Origin of the sequence: Hydrogenophaga sp. PML113 (genome assembly GCF_001777155.1) — a bacterium.
GTDB classification, from domain to species: Bacteria; Pseudomonadota; Gammaproteobacteria; order Burkholderiales; family Burkholderiaceae_C; genus Hydrogenophaga; species Hydrogenophaga borbori.
Window position 1 is genome coordinate 15,680 of sequence record NZ_MIYM01000007.1, and the last position, 14,995, is coordinate 30,674.

Consider the following 14,995-nt stretch of genomic DNA (forward strand, 5'->3'; position numbering starts at 1 on the left):
AGTTGGCTTTATTCGACGAACTACTTTTTTTTTATGCCTGTATATCAATTTGGAATAAGCAAATCCTGGTGGCCCATGGAGCAAAATTGGCTATCACAATTTGTCTGAAGTAACATCCCCCAACATGACGAGCGTCGTTCGGGTTCAGGTGATCGGTTTCTCAGACGTGGAGCGCCACGCGTTGAACACCGTTTTCCGGCTCTCGCGTGAGCGCGAGGTGTCCTACGGACCCTGGCGGGCGGCCTCGGGCCTGCTGGAAGAAATGCCCCCCGTGCTGCTGGTGGATGGCGACTGCGCCGAAGCCGTGTTGGTGCATGCGCGCGCGCCGCGCCCCGGTCAGCGGCTCATCTGGGTGGGCGAGCAGGCGCCCGAGCACGCCTGGCGGGTCGTGGCGCGGCCCATCGCCTGGGCGCACCTGCTGCACGACCTGGACACCACCTTCGCCGCCACGCAGAGCGATTCCGGTTTCCTGGACCTGGACGTGTCCCAGCCCGCGCCGCTGGACATCGAGCTTGGCGAATTTCCCTTGGTCGAGGTGCGCCGGGCCCTGGTGGTGGGCATCGCGGCGAACGAGTCCGGCTACCTGCGAGAGCGGCTGACGCAGGCGGCCGTGCCCTATATCGATGAGGCACCGAGCACCGAACGCGCCGCCGAGTGCATGGCCCAGCACCACTACCTGTGCGGGGTGTTCAACCTCGACGACCACCACATCGACGCCTGGGGCCTGATGCAGCTGTTCCGCCAGCGCTACCCCGAGGCCATGACCCTGGCGACCAGCGAGCACGCGCAGCGCTTCGCCGGCCCCCTGACGGGCTGGTGGCACCGGCGGCGGGTGCGCGCGCACACGCGCCGCCTGGGCGTTTCGGGCCTGCTGGCGCTGCCGCTGCAGCCGCCGGTGGTGTCGCGTTACCTGGAAATGCTCTGAGCCGGGGCCGAGCGCCGGCCGGCGGCTCAGCCGCGGGTGCGCCGCGCGCGCCGCCAGGCAAAGCGCGCGGGGTCGATCGCGGTGCGCAGTTCGGCGTCGAGGCCCGGCGCTTCGCCGTCCATCTCGGCCGCCAGCCACTGGCCGCAGGCCGCGGCCAGCGACAGCCCGCGCGAACCCAGGGCCGTGAGCAACCAAAGCCCGGGCAGTCGGGGCACGGCCGATGCCGCGTGGCCCGCGCTGTCGCGCGCGGCCCAGGCCGCCGGGTCGGGCGCGGCGCCCACCAGGGGCAGTCGGTCCATGGAGGCGCAGCGCACGCCGGCCCAGCCCAGCAGACGGCCTTGCGCGAGCCCGTCCTCCAGCCGGTCGGCGGCGGCGGGTGCCAGGGCGCGCAGCCGGGCGGCGTTGTCGCGGTGGGCGGCATCGCTCAGGGCGGTGTCGGTGCGGCCGCGCGCATAGGTCGAGCCCATGGCCCAGATCGCCGCCGGCCAGCGCGGAGCTAGCCCGCTGTCGCGGTACTCCGGCACGAAGACGCCGTCGTCGCGCTGCGGCCGCTCGCTCAGCGGCGCGCCGTCCAGCGCGCCCAGGCTCATCTGGCCCAACACCGGGCCCAGCGGCCAGGCGCCGCCGGCCTCGGGCGCGAGATCGCGGCTGCCCAGTGCGGCGGCGATCACGGCGTGCGGCGCGGCGGCGATGGTCCGGCCCGCGGGGTCCAGCGCCTGCCACTGGCCGGTCCCGCGCGACAGGCCCGCCACGGGCGCATTCCAGCGGGTGTCCAGCCGCTCGCCGGCCTCGGCCAGCCAGGCCAGCACCAAGGCGCCCGGGCGCACCAGCGCGGCGGGCTGCTGGCCGGGGGCGTGGGCGCCGCGGTTGTCGATCGTCGCCGCCTGCCAGCCGGCGCCCGGGGCCACCAGGCGCTCCAGCTCGGCCCGCGCGATGGGCACGCCCAGGGCCGTGAGGCGCGACATCGGTGTGGGCTGGCGCGTGAGGTGCGGGCTCAGCACGCCCACCGGCAGGGCCGAGGCCGCGCGGGCCGGGCCCTCCGCGGCGTCGAGCAGCGTGACGCGCCAACCGCGCCGGCACAGCGCGGCCGTGACCGCCGCGCCCGCCAGGCCGGCGCCGATCACCAGCGCTCGGCGCGTCTCGTCAGGGGCTGGCATGCGCAAAGCAAGAGGCCCGCGCGCGGCGGGCCTGCAGGTGCCGGGGTGGCGGGCATCAGGACGCGCTGGGCGGCACGTAGCCGGCGGCCTGGTCGGCGCCTTCGCCGAAGAAGTGCTTTTCCATCTGGCGCGCCAGGTACTGGCGGGCGCGGGCGTCGGCCATGTTGAGCCGGTTCTCGTTGAGCAGCATGGTCTGCTGCTTGAGCCAGGCGGCCCAGGCCTCCTTGCTCACGTTCTCGAAAATCTTCTTGCCCAGTTCGCCGGGGTAGGGCGGGAAATCCAGGCCTTCGGCTTCCTTGCCGAGCTTGATGCATTGAACCATTCGTGCCATCGGTGAATCCTTGTCGTGGGCCCCTCTTTATGCGAGGGAGTTATATCGGATGGAATAAACGATTCGTTCGGTTTCGCGCGCCGCTGCGGCAAGATGCGCGACCAGCGGTCACGGGCCATCGCGAGGCCCGCACTGTAGCAATCTTTGATCGGCCTCAATCCCGTCAGGGTCGGGCCACGCCGCCGCGACAGCGCCACTTTCTACAATAACGACCCGTCTTTCTCCCGGGATCATCTTTCATCATGAGTGCATTCAACGAAGAGCGCGTGCTGAGCGTTCACCACTGGACGGACCGGCTCTTCAGCTTCACCACCACGCGCGACACCTCGCTGCGCTTCTCCAACGGCCATTTCACGATGATCGGCCTGCGGGTGGACGGCAAGCCCCTGCTGCGAGCCTACAGCATCGTCAGCCCGAACTGGGCGGAGCACCTGGAGTTCCTCAGCATCAAGGTGCAGGACGGCCCGCTCACCTCGCGCTTGCAGCACATCCAGCCCGGCGACACCGTCATCGTGGGCCGCAAGCCCACCGGCACGCTGCTCACCGACTACCTGCTGCCGGCCAAGCGCCTGTACCTGCTGGGTACGGGCACCGGCCTGGCGCCGTTCATGAGCATCATCCGCGACCCCGAGACCTACGAGCGCTATGAACAGGTGGTGCTGATCCACGGCGTGCGCCAGGTCAAGGAACTCGCCTACCGCGAGCTCATCACAGAGCAGCTCAAGCAGGACGAATTCCTCGGCGACATGGTCAAACAGAAACTGCTCTACTACCCCACGGTCACGCGCGAACCCTTCATGCACCAGGGCCGCATCCCGCAGCTGCTGGCCGACGGGGTGGTCGCCAAGGACCTGGGCCTGCCCCCGCTCAACCCCGCCGAGGACCGCGTGATGATCTGCGGCAGCCCCGAAATGCTGCGCGACCTCAAGGCCCTGTGCGAGAAGCTGGGCTTCAAGGAAGGCAACACCACCACGCCGGGCGAGTTCGTCATCGAACGCGCCTTCGTGAGCTGAGGCCGGCATGAACGGCTTGCTCGCGCTGCCCGGCCAGCGTCCCCGACGGGTGCTCGCCCTCATCGCCGCGGTCAGCGTGGCCCTGCTGGCCTTCGGCATGTATTTGCAGCACGTGGTGGGGCTGGAGCCTTGCCCCATGTGCATCGTGCAGCGCTACGCGCTGATCCTGGTGGCGGTGCTGGCGGGCGTGGCGGCCTGTCTGCGTTCGCCGGTGGCGCGCGCCTCCGGTGTGTCGCTGATGGGCCTGTTCGCGGCCTTCGGCGCCTTTACCGCCGCGCGCCAGAGCTGGCTGCAGTGGAACCCGCCCGAGATCATGGCCTGCGGGCGCGACTTCTTCGGGATGATCGAGGCCTTTCCGCTGGGTCGCGCCATTCCCATGATCTTTCGCGGCAGCGGCGACTGCGCCAAGGTCGACTGGACCTTCCTCGGTCTGACGATCGCGAACTGGTCTTTCCTGTGGTTCGTGGCCTTCGGGGGGCTGGCCGCTTGGATGCTGCTGGCGCGCCGCCGCGCGGCGGCCTGAGCGGCGTTCAGGCCAGCTTTTTCACCAGCACCTGGCTGCGCCGGTCCCAGTTGTATTTGCGCTTGCGCGCCTCGGGCAGCCAGTCGGCGCCGACCTGCACGAAGCCGCGCTTGATGAACCAGTGCATGGTGCGCGTGGTGAGCACGAAGATGCTCTGCAGCCCCTGGGCGCGCGCGCGCGCCTCGATGCGCTTGAGCAGGCGCTCGCCGTCGCCCTGGCTCTGTGACTGCCCCGATACCGTGAGCGCGGCCATCTCGCCAGTGCGTTCCTCGGGGTAGGGGTAGAGCGCGGCGCAGCCGAAGATCACGCCGTCGTGCTCGATGATGGTGTAGAGCCCGGCGTCGCGCTCGATCTCGTGGCGGTCGCGCTTGACCAGGGTGCCGTCCTTCTCGTACGGCTCGATCAGCGCCACGATGCCCGCGACATCGTCGATCGAGGCCTCGCGCACGCTCTCCAGCTTCTCGTCCACCACCATGGTGCCGATGCCGTCGTGCGTGTAGATCTCCAGCAGCAGCGAGCCGTCTACCGCGAAGGGCAGGATGTGGCTGCGCTCGACGCCGCCTTCGCAGGCGCGGATGCAGTGCTGCAGGTAGAAGGCGGTGTCGGTGGGCCGCTCGGGCTTGGGCAGGCTGGCGAGCAGGCGCTTGGCGTCGGCCAGGGGCAGCTCGGTGTCGATCTCGCTGTCTGGGTTGGCCGCGTCCACGCGGATGCCGGGAATCTCGGTGAGGAAGATCAGCTTGTCCGCCTGCAGCGACACCGCCACGGAGGTGGCCACGTCCTCCATGGTGAGGTTGAAGGCTTCGCCGGTGGGCGAGAAGCCGAAGGGCGAGAGCAGCACCATGGCGCCCATGTCCAGCGAGCGCTGGATGCCGTCGGTGTCGATCTTGCGCACCAGGCCCGAGTGCAGGAAGTCCACGCCGTCGATCAGGCCCACGGGCCGAGCGGTGACGAAATTGCCCGAGATCATGCGCACCGTGGCGCCGGCCATGGGCGTGTTGGGCAGGCCCTGGCTGAAGGCGGCCTCGATCTCGTAGCGCAGCTGGCCGGCGGCTTCCTGCGCGCAGTCCAGCGCCACCTCGTCGGTGATGCGCATGCCGTGCGAGTATTTCGCCTCGTGTCCCTTGAGGCGCAGCTGCTCGTTCACCTGCGGCCGGAAGCCGTGCACCAGCACGATCTTCACGCCCATGCTCTGGATCAGTGCCAGGTCCTGCGCCAGGTTTTGCAGCTTGCCCGCCGCGATCGCCTCACCCGCGATGCCCACCACCAGGGTATTGCCTCGGTGCTTGTGGATGTACGGCGCGACCGAGCGGAACCACGGGACGAAGGTGAAGTTGAAGACGTTGGACATCAGGTCGGGGGTGGCTGCAGGGGGCGTGGGGGCACCGGATAATCGCGGGTTCGCCGATTTTCACCGAAGTCCCGTTTTGCCCACGCCCGCCCTGCACCTGGAGTTCCCCGAGGCCTTGCCCGTGTCGGCGCGCCGCCACGAGATCGAGGCGGCGGTGCGCGAGCACCAGGTGGTCATCGTCTGCGGCGAGACCGGCTCGGGCAAGACCACGCAGCTGCCCAAGATCGCGCTGGCCATGGGGCGCGGCCGCCTGAATGCGAAGCCCGGCCAGCGCGGCCGCCTGATCGGCCACACCCAGCCGCGGCGCATCGCCGCCAGCTCGGTGGCCAAGCGCATCGCCGAGGAACTGAAGACCCCGCTGGGCGAGGTGGTGGGCTACAAGGTGCGTTTCCAGGACCGGCTCTCGCGCGAGGCTTCGGTCAAGCTGATGACCGATGGCATCCTGCTCGCCGAGACGCAGACCGACCCGGACCTGAACGCCTACGACACGATCATCATCGACGAGGCGCACGAGCGCAGCCTCAACATCGACTTCCTGCTCGGCTACCTGCGCCAGCTGCTGCCGCGCCGGCCCGACCTGAAGGTGATCGTCACCTCGGCCACCATCGACGCCGACCGCTTCGCCGCGTACTTTTCCTCGTCGAAGGGCCCGGCGCCGGTGCTCATGGTCTCGGGTCGCACCTACCCCGTCGAAGTGCGCTGGCGGCCTTTCGAGGAAAGCCGCGAGTTCGATCTGAACGACGCCATCGCCGACGGCGTGGACGAGCTGTGGCGCGGCGGCCAGGGCGGCGACATCCTGATCTTCCTGCCGGGCGAGCGCGAGATCCGCGAGGCCGCCGACCACCTGCGCAAGCACCTGGCCCACCAGCCGCTGAACCGCCATGCCGAGGTGCTGCCGCTGTTCGCGCGCCTGAGCCAGGCCGAGCAGGACCGCATCTTCCAGCCGCACGGCCAGCGCCGCATCGTGCTGGCCACCAACGTGGCGGAGACCTCGCTCACGGTGCCGGGCATCCGCTACGTCATCGACGCCGGCACCGCGCGCGTCAAGCGCTACAGCTTTCGCCAGAAGGTCGAGCAGCTGCAGATCGAGCCCATCAGCCAGGCCGCGGCCAACCAGCGCGCGGGCCGCTGCGGACGGGTGGCCGACGGCATCTGCATCCGCCTCTACGACGAGGCGGACTTCAACAACCGCCCCCGCTTCACCGACCCCGAGATCCTGCGCAGCTCGCTGGCCGGCGTCATCCTGCGCATGAAGGCCCTGCACCTGGGCGCGGTGGAAGACTTCGCCTTCGTCGACGCCCCGCAGCGGCGCGCCATCGCCGACGGCTATCAGCTGCTGGCCGAACTCGGCGCGGTGGACGACGACAACCAACTCACGCCCACCGGCCAGTCGCTCGCGCGGCTGCCGCTGGACCCGCGCGTGGGCCGCATGATCCTGGCCGCGCGCGAGCACCACGCGCTGGACGAGGTGCTGGTCATCGCCGCCGCGCTCAGCGTGCAGGACGTGCGCGACCGGCCCATCGACAAGCAGGCCCAGGCCGACCAGGCGCACGCCAAGTTCGACGACGAGAAGAGCGAGTTCACCGGCACGCTCAAGCTCTGGAAGTGGCTGGAGGACAGCCGTGGCGGCCACGGGCAGGCGCACAAGCTCAGCCACCGCCAATACGAGAACCTGCTGCGCGAGAACTTCATCAACGTGCGCCGCGTGCGCGAGTGGCGCGACACCCACAGCCAGTTGCACACCGTGGTGGGCGAGCAGGGTTGGAAGCCCAACACCACGCCGGCCAGCTACGAGCAGCTGCACAGCGCCATGCTCAGCGGCCTGCTCGGCAACCTGGGCGTCAAGAGCGAAACCGAGGACTGGTACCTCGGCGCGCGTGGCATCAAATTCCACCGCCACCCCGGCGCCCATCTCAGCAAGAAGCCCGGCCGCTGGATCGTCTGCGCCGAACTGGTGGAGACCACGCGCCTGTTCGGGCGTGGCATCGCGGCCATCGAGCCCGCCTGGGTGGAGCGCGTGGGCGCGCACCTGCTCAAGAAGCAGCTGCTGGACCCGCACTGGGAAAAGAAGGCCGCGCGCGTGTCGGCGCTGGAGCGCGCCACGCTCTATGGTCTGGTGATCTACCACAACCGCCGCGCCGACTACGGCCGCATCGACCCGACCGGCGCGCGCGAGATCTTCATCCGCGAGGCCCTGGTGCAGGGCGAGTGGGACACGAAGCTGCCCTTCCTGGCCGCCAACCAGAAACTGGTGCGCCAGGTGATGGAGCTGGAGCACAAGTCGCGCCGGCAGGACGTGCTGGTGGACGACGAGGTCATCTACGCCTGGTACGACGAACAGGTCCCGGCCGAGCTGTGCAACGGCGCCGCCTTCGAGCGCTGGTACGCCCAGGCCGCGCGCGAGAACCCCAAGTTGCTGTTCCTCACGCGCGAGGACCTCATGCGCCACGAGGCCGCCGGCATCACGGCCCAGGCCTTCCCGCGCACCGTGCGCCTGGGCGGCGTGGACTGCGCCGCGGCCTACCTGCACGAGCCCGGCGATCCGCGCGACGGCCTCTCGGTCACGGTGCCCATCTACGCGCTCAACCAGGTGAGCGAGGAGCGCATCGACTGGCTGGTGCCCGGCATGCTGAAGGACAAGGTACTGGCCCTGCTCAAAACCTTGCACCAGCGCCCGCGCTCGCGCCTGGTGCCGCTGCCGGCCACGGCCGAGCGCTTCACCGAGGCCTTGTGCGCGCCCGAGGGCTTCGCCCAGGGCAACTTCCTCGACGCCGTGCTCAAGCTGGTGCGCGCGGCGACCCAGCTCGACATCGTGCGCAACGACCTCAAGGCCGACCAGCTGCCGGCGCACCTCTTCATGCACCTGCGCGTGGTGGACGAGCACGGCCGCCAGCTGGGCCAGGGGCGCAGCCTGGCCGCGCTCAAGGCCGAGCTGGGGTCGCAGGCGCGCGGTGCCTTCCAGGCCCTGGCGGCGCTCAAGGTGCCGGCGGCCGTGCCGGCGCCGGCGGGTGCTTCGCCAGGCGCGCCATCGCCGGCCCTGGCGGGCCAGGCCACGCGCGTGGCCAAGGCAGCGCCGCCGGCCGCGCCTGCGGTGGACGCCAGCCAGCGCCACACCCGCTGGGACTTCGGCGAGCTGCCCGAGCTGCTGGAGATCCGCCGCGGCGGCCAGACCCTGATCGGCTTTCCGGCGCTGGTGGACGACGGCGACGCGGTGCGCATCGAGGTCTTCGACGAGCCCGAACTGGCGCAGGCGCGCCACCGCGAGGGCCTGCGCCGCCTGGTGGCGCTGCAGATCAAGGACGCGCTGAAGTACCTGGAGAAAAACATCCCCGGCCTGCAGGCCATGGGCGCGGCCTTCATGGGCGTGGACAAGGAGCGCGGCGGCGGCACGCTGGAAGAGCTGCGCCAGCAGCTCCTGGAGCTGGCGCTGGACCGCGCCTTCCTGCAGGAGCCGCTGCCGGCCGATGCCAAGGCCTTCGAGCAGCGCGTGGCCGACGGGCGTGGGCGACTCAACCTCATCGCCGCCGAGATCGCGCGCTCGGCCGGCGCCATCCTCACCGAATTCGCCGCCGCCCAGCGCAAGCTGAAAGACGCCAAGCCGCCCGCCGACGTGGCCGCCGACATCGCCCAGCAGTTGCAGCGCCTGGTGGGGCGGCGTTTTCTGGTCGAGACGCCGCACGCGCAGCTGCAGCATTTGCCGCGTTACCTGAAGGCCGTGCAACTGCGGCTGGACAAGCAGCGCGGCGACCCCGCGCGCGACGCCGCGCGCCTGGCCGAGCTCAAGCCGCAGGACCAGCGCTACTGGCGCCTGGTGGCCGAGCGCAAGGGCGTGCAGGACCCTCGCCTGCAGGAGCTGCGCTGGCTGCTGGAAGAGCTGCGCGTGAGCTTCTTCGCCCAGGAACTGCGCACGCCGCAGCCGGTGAGCCTGAAGCGGCTCGACAAGGCCTGGGCCCAGCTGCAGGCCTGAGGGCCGCCGGTTCCGGCGTTTCACCCACGCGGCGCTCGGGCATGGCCGCCGCGAATTGACGGGCGGGGCCTGCTGCGATTCACTGGCGCGGTCATGAGGAGACCGCCCATGGACCGCCGTGATTTCGTCGAATCGTGCGCCGTCGGCGCCGCCGCCCTGAGCGGCGTTCTGGCCCGCACCGCCTGGGCCGCCGACGCCCGGCCGCGCGCCTACGCGCGCACCCTGCTGGTGGACGAGCAGGGCCAGCCGGTCAAGGCCAGCCAGCTGCGCGCCCAGGTCAACTACGTGTTCCATTACCCCTTCGAGGCCACGCCGGTTTTCCTGCTCGACCTGGGCAAGGCCGCGCCGCCCACGAAGCTGGCGACCCAGGACAAGCAGGCCTACGAATGGCCCGGCGGCGTGGGGGCGAAGCGCAGCGTGGTGGCCTTTTCGGCCATCTGCGCGCACCAGTTGGTCTACCCCACGAAGGAGCTGAGCTTCATCAGCTTCCGCAAAGGCCCGGCGGCCAACCCGCAGACGCCCAGCCAGGGCAACGACCTGATCCACTGCTGCGCCGACCACAGCCAGTACGACCCCGCGCGCGGCGCCCAGGTGCTGCGCGGCCCGGCCGAGCAGCCGCTGTGCGCGGTGCTGCTGGAGCACGACGCCAGGAGCGATCAGCTCACCGCCACCGGCACGCTCGGCGGCGAGCTGTTCGAGGCGTTTTTCAAGAAGTACGAAATGAAGCTGAGCCTGGAGATGGGGCCCGGCGTGCGCCAGGCGGTGGCGGGGCGCAGCACGGTGCGCGAACTGGAGCGCTTCTGCCGCAACCCCATCCGTTGCTGAGCACGGTCTGCACGCGCCACGGCGGCCCCCCAGGGGGCCGATCCGGCCGGGGGCGGCCCGGCGCCGGATCGGTCACAGCCGCTGCAGGCGCTCCAGAGCGGCGAGCAGGGTCTCGTCCTTCTTGGCGAAGCAGAAGCGGACCACCTTCTGGTCGAAGCCGTCGCCATAGAAGGCCGACAGCGGGATCGCCGCCACGCCGATCTCGGTCGTGAGCCAGCGGCAGAAATCGGCCTCCGGCAGTTCGCGCTCGGGCACGGCCAGGGCGGAGATGTCCACGCACTGGAAGTAGGTGCCTTCGCCCGGCAGCAGCCGGAACCGCGTCTTCGCCAGGCCCTGGCGGAACAGGTCGCGCTTGCGCTGGTAGAAGGCCGGCAGATCGCGGTAGGGCGCGGGGTCGGCCATGTAGGCGGCCAGCGCGTGCTGCATGGGCGTGTTCACCGTGAACACGTTGAACTGGTGCACCTTGCGGAATTCGGCCGTGAGCGGCGCGGGCGCCAGCACGGTGCCCACCTTCCAGCCGGTCACGTGGTAGGTCTTGCCGAAGCTGCTGACGATGAAGGCGCGCGCCGCCAGGCCGGGGTAGCGCGCGGCGCTGTGGTGCGGCACGCCGTCGAACACCATGTGCTCGTAGACCTCGTCGCTGATGAGCACGATGTCGGTGGGCGCCAGCAGCTCGTCCAGGCGGCGCATCTCGGCGTCCGTCCAGCACATGCCGCTGGGGTTGTGCGGGGTGTTGACGATCAGGGCGCGCGTGCGCGGCGTGATGGCCGCGGCGATGGCGTCGAAGTCGGGGCGGAAGCTGCCCGGCACCAGCGGCACGCGCACCACGCGCCCGCCCGCCAGCTCGATGTTGGGCACGTAGCTGTCGTAGCAGGGCTCCAGAACGATGACATCGTCGCCCGGGTGCACCACGGCCAGGATGGCGGTGAGGATGGCCTGCGTGGCGCCGGCGGTGACGGTGATCTCGGTGTCCGGGTGGTAGCGGCGGCCGTACAGCGCCTGCACCTTGTCGGCCATGGCCTGGCGCAGCGCGGGCACGCCGGTCATGGGCGGGTACTGGTTGTGGCCGGCGCGCATGGCCCCGTCGACCGCGTCCAGCAGGGCCGGGTCGCAGCCGAAGTCGGGAAAACCCTGGCCGAGGTTGACCGCGCCGTGCTCGGCCGCCAGCGTGGACATCACGGTGAAGATGGTGGTGCCCACCTGGGGCAGGCGGGAGGTGAGAGCGGGGGTGCGAGGTGCGTTCGAGGTCATGAGAGCGTGGCGCTTGCGGTGGCGGATCGAGAAACACCGCGGAACCGGCTTTGCTGGGCCGCTGGTGTTGCCCCCTTGAGGGGGTGACGGCCGTCAGGCCGGCGCGGGGGTGTCAAATGTCATATTCGTCGGGTTCGCCGGCCATGGCGCGCTGGATCAGCTCGCGCGACAGGCGCTCGGACAGCAGCTCGGCAAAGCGCAGCACGAACTGGCGCAGGTAGGTGCCGCGCTTGAAGGCCACGCGGGCCAGGTTGTGGCCGAACAGCGCGCCCGCGGGCCGCGAGACCAGGTCGGGCGTCTGGTTCTCGCCTTTGACCGCCATCTCGGCCACGATGCCCACGCCCATGCCCAGCTTCACGTAGGTCTTGATCACGTCCGAGTCGATGGCCTCGAGCACGATGTTGGGCTGCAGGTGGCGCAGCGCGAAGGCCTGGTCGATGCGCGTGCGCCCGGTGAAGCTGGGGTGGTAGGTGATGAGCGGCAACTGCGCCAGCTCTTCCAGGCCAATGCGCTCGCGCGCGAGCATCGGGTGGTCGAAGGGGAACACCAGCACGTGCTGCCATTCGTAGGCGGGCAGGGTGACGAGCTCGGGGTAGTTCACCAGCGATTCGGTGGCCATGCCGATCTCGGCCACCTCTTCGATCAGCATGCGCGCCACCTGGTCGGGCGAGCCCTGGTGCAGGCTGATGCCGACCTTGGGGTAGGCCTGGCGCAGCGCGGCCACCGGCCCCGGCAGCACGTAGCGCGCCTGGGTGTGGGTGGTGGCGATGGACAGGGTGCCGCTGTCCTGCGCCGAGTACTGCTCGCCGATGCGCTTGAGGTTGTTCACCTCGCGCAGGATGATGTCGATGCTCTTGAGCACCTGCTGGCCCGGCTCGGTGACGCGTTTGATGCGCTTGCCGTGGCGGGCGAAGATCTCGATGCCGAGCTCGTCCTCCAGTTCGATGATGGCCTTGGACACGCCGGGCTGCGAGGTGTGCAGCGCCTTGGCGGCCTCGGTGAGGTTGAGGTTGCGGCGCACCGCCTCCTGCACGAACTTGAACTGGTGCAGGTTCATGCACCCTCCTTCAAGGCCTGTGTGGCCAGCAAATCGATCAAACGCGGGTCTTCGCCGGCGGTGGGCATGAGCTCGACGGGCACGGACGGGTGCTCCCGCCGCAGACCCTCCACCAGCTGGGGCAGGTCCTCGCGCGCGTGCCGGCCCATGCCGAAAAACAGCGGCAGCACGCGCAGGCGCGTGGCGCCGGCGCGCACCAGAACCCGCGCGGCCGTGGGCAGATCGGGCTCCGTGAGCTCCAGGTAGGCGGTGCCGGCCAGCGTGTCGGGCGCGCGCTCGGCGATGCGCCGTGCCACGGCCTCCACCGGCGCGCGCCATTGCGGGTCGCGCGAGCCATGGGCGAAGACGATGACGCCCAGCATGGTCAGCGCTTGAGCACCAGCCACCCGAAGGCGCCCAGCGAGAAGACCGAATAGATGAGCGCCGGCGAGGCCGCCGCCAGCCAGGGCTGCCACTGGTTGAGGTTGCCGATGTAGCCGAACACGTTGTTGAGCAGGAAGAAGCTGATGCCGATCATCACGCCACCGAACACGTAGCCCGTGATGCTGCCCGAGCGGAAGTGCAGGTAGGCGAAGGGCAGGGCCAGCACCACCATCACGAGGCAGGACAGCGGGTAGAACACCTTGCGCCAGAACTCGATCTCGTGGCTCTGAGCGGTCTGGCCGTTGGCCTCCAGGTGGCGGATGTAGGCGAACAGGTCGGCCGTGCGCATGCGCTCGGGCTTGAGCAGGGCCACCGACACCATTTCGGCGTTCAGGCTGGTGGGCCAGCGAAAGCTCTCCAGCGTGCTGCGTTGCACCTTGGCCGACTGCTGGCCAGCGGCGTCGAACTCGCGCCGCTCCACTTTGCGCAGCGTCCAGCTCTCGTCGGCCTCGATGCGCCCGCTCTGCGCGTGCAGCGTGGACACCAGGAAGCCCTGGTTGTTGAACTCGAAGATGCGCACATTGCCCAGATCGCCTTGCGGCGACATCGACCCCACGTTGACCGAGAAGTTGCTGTAGGGCTGCTTCTCCTTCAGCCAGGCGCCGGTCTGGCCCAGGCTGATGGCGCCCTGGAAGCGCGCCTTGTGCAGCTGAGCGCCGCGGTCGGCCAGCGGCGCCAGGTAATCGCCGATGGCGAAGGTCAGCAGCACGAACACCGCCCCCAGCCCCAGCATGGTGCGCAGGGCGCGCCAGGGCCCGAGTCCGCTGGTGCGCAGGATGGTGTATTCCGAACCCTGGGCCAGGCGCGCAAGCACGAACACCGAGCCGATCAGCACCGCGATCGGCAGCAGCTCGTAGATGCGGCTGGGCGTGAGCAGGCCCACGTAGAGCAGGGCGTCCGGCAGGCCGTAGACGCGCGTCGGGTCGAGCACCGAGGCCTTGCCGATGTCGGGCAATTCGTCAACGAAATCGAAGAAGAAGAACAGCGACAGGAAGGCCAGCAGCACGAAGAACACGGCCGCGAACACCTCGCCATAGATCAGCCGGCGGATGGTTTTCATGCGTCGGCCTCCCGGCGGCGCCAGCCGGTGAGCAGGTCGCGCAGGCTCAGGCCCTGGTGGCGCTTGTAGAACCACACCAGCGTGAGCAGCAGCACGCCGCCGTGCAGGCCCAGCATGAAGGGCAGCAGATCGATCACGCCGCGCGCCACCCAGTTCTGCCCGATGTTGAGCAGGTTGTAATAGAAGACGAAAGCGAACAGCGTGAAGAACAGGTTGCCGCTGCGGCCCGCGCGCGGGTTGCCCACGGTGGTGGCCAGGGCGATCAGCACGAAGTTGAAGGCCGTGATCGCCAGGCCCACGCGCCAGCCCAGCTCGGCCAGGTTGGCGCGGTTGGGGTCCATGATGAGTTCCCAGCTTGGGCGGGCCTTGAGCTCCACGCCCGCCCCCAGGTTGCCGCCCGCCTGGCCGATCTGCGTGCCGTACTCGGCGAAGTCGCTCACGCGCAGGCTGCCATCGGGCCGCGTTTCGAGCCGCTGCCCGTTGTTGAGCATCAGGAACTGGCGCTCGTCCAGCCACTCGATGCGGCCCGAGCGCGCCGAGGTGATGGTTTCGCTGCCGTTGGCCTCGGAGCTGGAGATGAAGATGTTGCGGCCCTCGGTGCCGTCGGCCGTGTCCTTGTCGATGAAGAACACGCGCCGGCCGCTGGAGGATTCCTGGAACTGCCCGGGCTCCACGCGCTCCAGGTCGCCGCGCCGCTCGAAGCGGTCGCGCAGGTCGTTCACCTGCTGGTTCGCCCAGGGCCAGACGAAGAACACCATCAGCATGATCACCAGCAGCACCGGCCAGGCGAAGCGCAGGAGCGGCCCCAGAAAGCCCCCCAGCGAGCGCCCGCTGGTGAACCAGATGATCATTTCGCTGTCGCGGTACATGCGCGAGAGCGTGAACACGATGGAGATGAACAGCGCCAGGGTGAGCACCGTGGGCATGCGCCCGATGACGGTGTAGCCCAGCACCAGCATGATCTCCTGGGGATCGACGCTGCCCTTGGACGCCGCCCCCAGCGTGCGGATGAGCAGCATGGTGAGCACGATGGTGAAGAGGATCACCAGGGTGGCCCCGAAGCTGCGGGCCAGCTCCTTGCGGATGGACGAATGGAATAACATCGATTGGCTACA

At 69.7% G+C, this 14,995-nt stretch carries 13 protein-coding genes; 5 read left to right on the forward strand and 8 right to left on the reverse strand.

The features are described 5' to 3' along the window. Nucleotides 1-124: 124 nt before the first annotated feature. The gene (locus BHU06_RS14340; protein WP_139147077.1) at nt 125-925 is read left to right on the forward strand and encodes a hypothetical protein; all 801 of its coding nucleotides are present in this window, start codon (nt 125-127) and stop codon (nt 923-925) included. 26 nt (nt 926-951) lie between these two features. Here BHU06_RS14340 and BHU06_RS14345 read toward each other — a convergent pair whose 3' ends face one another. After that, nucleotides 952-2,082 carry an FAD-dependent oxidoreductase gene (locus tag BHU06_RS14345; protein WP_083293245.1) on the reverse strand — a complete coding sequence of 377 codons (1,131 nt, stop codon included), beginning with the start codon at nt 2,080-2,082 and terminating at the stop codon, nt 952-954. A 55-nt stretch (nt 2,083-2,137) separates the two neighbouring features. Next, nucleotides 2,138-2,413 (reverse strand): oxidative damage protection protein, encoded by a 276-nt coding sequence (locus tag BHU06_RS14350; protein WP_070399896.1) that lies wholly within the window; start codon nt 2,411-2,413, stop codon nt 2,138-2,140. 242 nt (nt 2,414-2,655) lie between these two features. On the opposite strand from BHU06_RS14350, the gene BHU06_RS14355 reads away from it, so the two are divergent. Both BHU06_RS14355 and BHU06_RS14360 read left to right on the forward strand, forming a co-directional pair. Next, nucleotides 2,656-3,426 (forward strand): ferredoxin--NADP reductase, encoded by a 771-nt coding sequence (locus tag BHU06_RS14355; RefSeq protein ID WP_070399897.1) that lies wholly within the window; start codon nt 2,656-2,658, stop codon nt 3,424-3,426. Between the two features lie 7 nt (nt 3,427-3,433). Then, nucleotides 3,434-3,949: a disulfide bond formation protein B gene (locus BHU06_RS14360; RefSeq protein ID WP_070399898.1), complete on the forward strand. Its 516-nt coding sequence runs from the start codon at nt 3,434-3,436 to the stop codon at nt 3,947-3,949. A 7-nt stretch (nt 3,950-3,956) separates the two neighbouring features. Here BHU06_RS14360 and argA read toward each other — a convergent pair whose 3' ends face one another. After that, nucleotides 3,957-5,297, reverse strand: a complete 1,341-nt coding sequence (argA, locus tag BHU06_RS14365) for an amino-acid N-acetyltransferase (RefSeq protein WP_070399899.1) — start codon at nt 5,295-5,297, stop codon at nt 3,957-3,959. Between the two features lie 76 nt (nt 5,298-5,373). On the opposite strand from argA, the gene hrpA reads away from it, so the two are divergent. Both hrpA and BHU06_RS14375 read left to right on the forward strand, forming a co-directional pair. Continuing rightward, nucleotides 5,374-9,264: an ATP-dependent RNA helicase HrpA gene (gene hrpA, locus BHU06_RS14370; protein ID WP_070399900.1), complete on the forward strand. Its 3,891-nt coding sequence runs from the start codon at nt 5,374-5,376 to the stop codon at nt 9,262-9,264. A 108-nt stretch (nt 9,265-9,372) separates the two neighbouring features. Next, entirely contained in the window at nt 9,373-10,089 is a 717-nt protein-coding gene (locus BHU06_RS14375) for a (2Fe-2S)-binding protein (protein ID WP_083293246.1), read from the forward strand. Between the two features lie 72 nt (nt 10,090-10,161). On the opposite strand, the gene BHU06_RS14380 is transcribed toward BHU06_RS14375, so the two are convergent. The 5 genes from BHU06_RS14380 to lptF form a co-directional block, all read right to left on the reverse strand. Further along, nucleotides 10,162-11,340: a pyridoxal phosphate-dependent aminotransferase gene (locus BHU06_RS14380; protein ID WP_070399901.1), complete on the reverse strand. Its 1,179-nt coding sequence runs from the start codon at nt 11,338-11,340 to the stop codon at nt 10,162-10,164. 112 nt (nt 11,341-11,452) lie between these two features. Next, on the reverse strand, nt 11,453-12,397 hold the full coding sequence (locus BHU06_RS14385) for a CysB family HTH-type transcriptional regulator (RefSeq protein WP_070399902.1): 945 nt from the start codon (nt 12,395-12,397) through the stop codon (nt 11,453-11,455). Continuing rightward, nucleotides 12,394-12,759, reverse strand: coding sequence for a sirohydrochlorin chelatase (locus BHU06_RS14390; protein ID WP_070399903.1), 366 nt, complete (start codon nt 12,757-12,759; stop codon nt 12,394-12,396). The genes BHU06_RS14385 and BHU06_RS14390 overlap by 4 nt, the downstream gene beginning before the upstream one ends. Before the next feature lie 2 nt (nt 12,760-12,761). Next, nucleotides 12,762-13,880, reverse strand: coding sequence for an LPS export ABC transporter permease LptG (gene lptG, locus BHU06_RS14395; protein ID WP_070399904.1), 1,119 nt, complete (start codon nt 13,878-13,880; stop codon nt 12,762-12,764). Next, a complete protein-coding gene (gene lptF, locus BHU06_RS14400; RefSeq protein WP_070399905.1) occupies nt 13,877-14,983 on the reverse strand; it encodes an LPS export ABC transporter permease LptF in 1,107 nt (368 codons plus the stop codon). Before lptF ends, lptG begins: the two co-directional genes overlap by 4 nt. Nucleotides 14,984-14,995 lie beyond the last annotated feature (12 nt).

Bases quoted from the DNA above. Each gene is read 5' to 3' on its own strand.
- BHU06_RS14385 (WP_070399902.1), bottom strand. From the start codon at position 12,397: ATGAACCTGCACCAGTTCAAGTTCGTGCAGGAGGCGGTGCGCCGCAAC.
- BHU06_RS14390 (WP_070399903.1), bottom strand. From the start codon at position 12,759: ATGCTGGGCGTCATCGTCTTCGCCCATGGCTCGCGCGACCCGCAATGG.
- BHU06_RS14380 (WP_070399901.1), bottom strand. From the start codon at position 11,340: ATGACCTCGAACGCACCTCGCACCCCCGCTCTCACCTCCCGCCTGCCC.
- BHU06_RS14340 (WP_139147077.1), top strand. From the start codon at position 125: ATGACGAGCGTCGTTCGGGTTCAGGTGATCGGTTTCTCAGACGTGGAG.
- argA (WP_070399899.1), bottom strand. From the start codon at position 5,297: ATGTCCAACGTCTTCAACTTCACCTTCGTCCCGTGGTTCCGCTCGGTC.
- BHU06_RS14350 (WP_070399896.1), bottom strand. From the start codon at position 2,413: ATGGCACGAATGGTTCAATGCATCAAGCTCGGCAAGGAAGCCGAAGGC.
- BHU06_RS14375 (WP_083293246.1), top strand. From the start codon at position 9,373: ATGGACCGCCGTGATTTCGTCGAATCGTGCGCCGTCGGCGCCGCCGCC.
- BHU06_RS14355 (WP_070399897.1), top strand. From the start codon at position 2,656: ATGAGTGCATTCAACGAAGAGCGCGTGCTGAGCGTTCACCACTGGACG.
- BHU06_RS14360 (WP_070399898.1), top strand. From the start codon at position 3,434: ATGAACGGCTTGCTCGCGCTGCCCGGCCAGCGTCCCCGACGGGTGCTC.
- BHU06_RS14345 (WP_083293245.1), bottom strand. From the start codon at position 2,082: ATGCCAGCCCCTGACGAGACGCGCCGAGCGCTGGTGATCGGCGCCGGC.
- lptF (WP_070399905.1), bottom strand. From the start codon at position 14,983: ATGTTATTCCATTCGTCCATCCGCAAGGAGCTGGCCCGCAGCTTCGGG.
- lptG (WP_070399904.1), bottom strand. From the start codon at position 13,880: ATGAAAACCATCCGCCGGCTGATCTATGGCGAGGTGTTCGCGGCCGTG.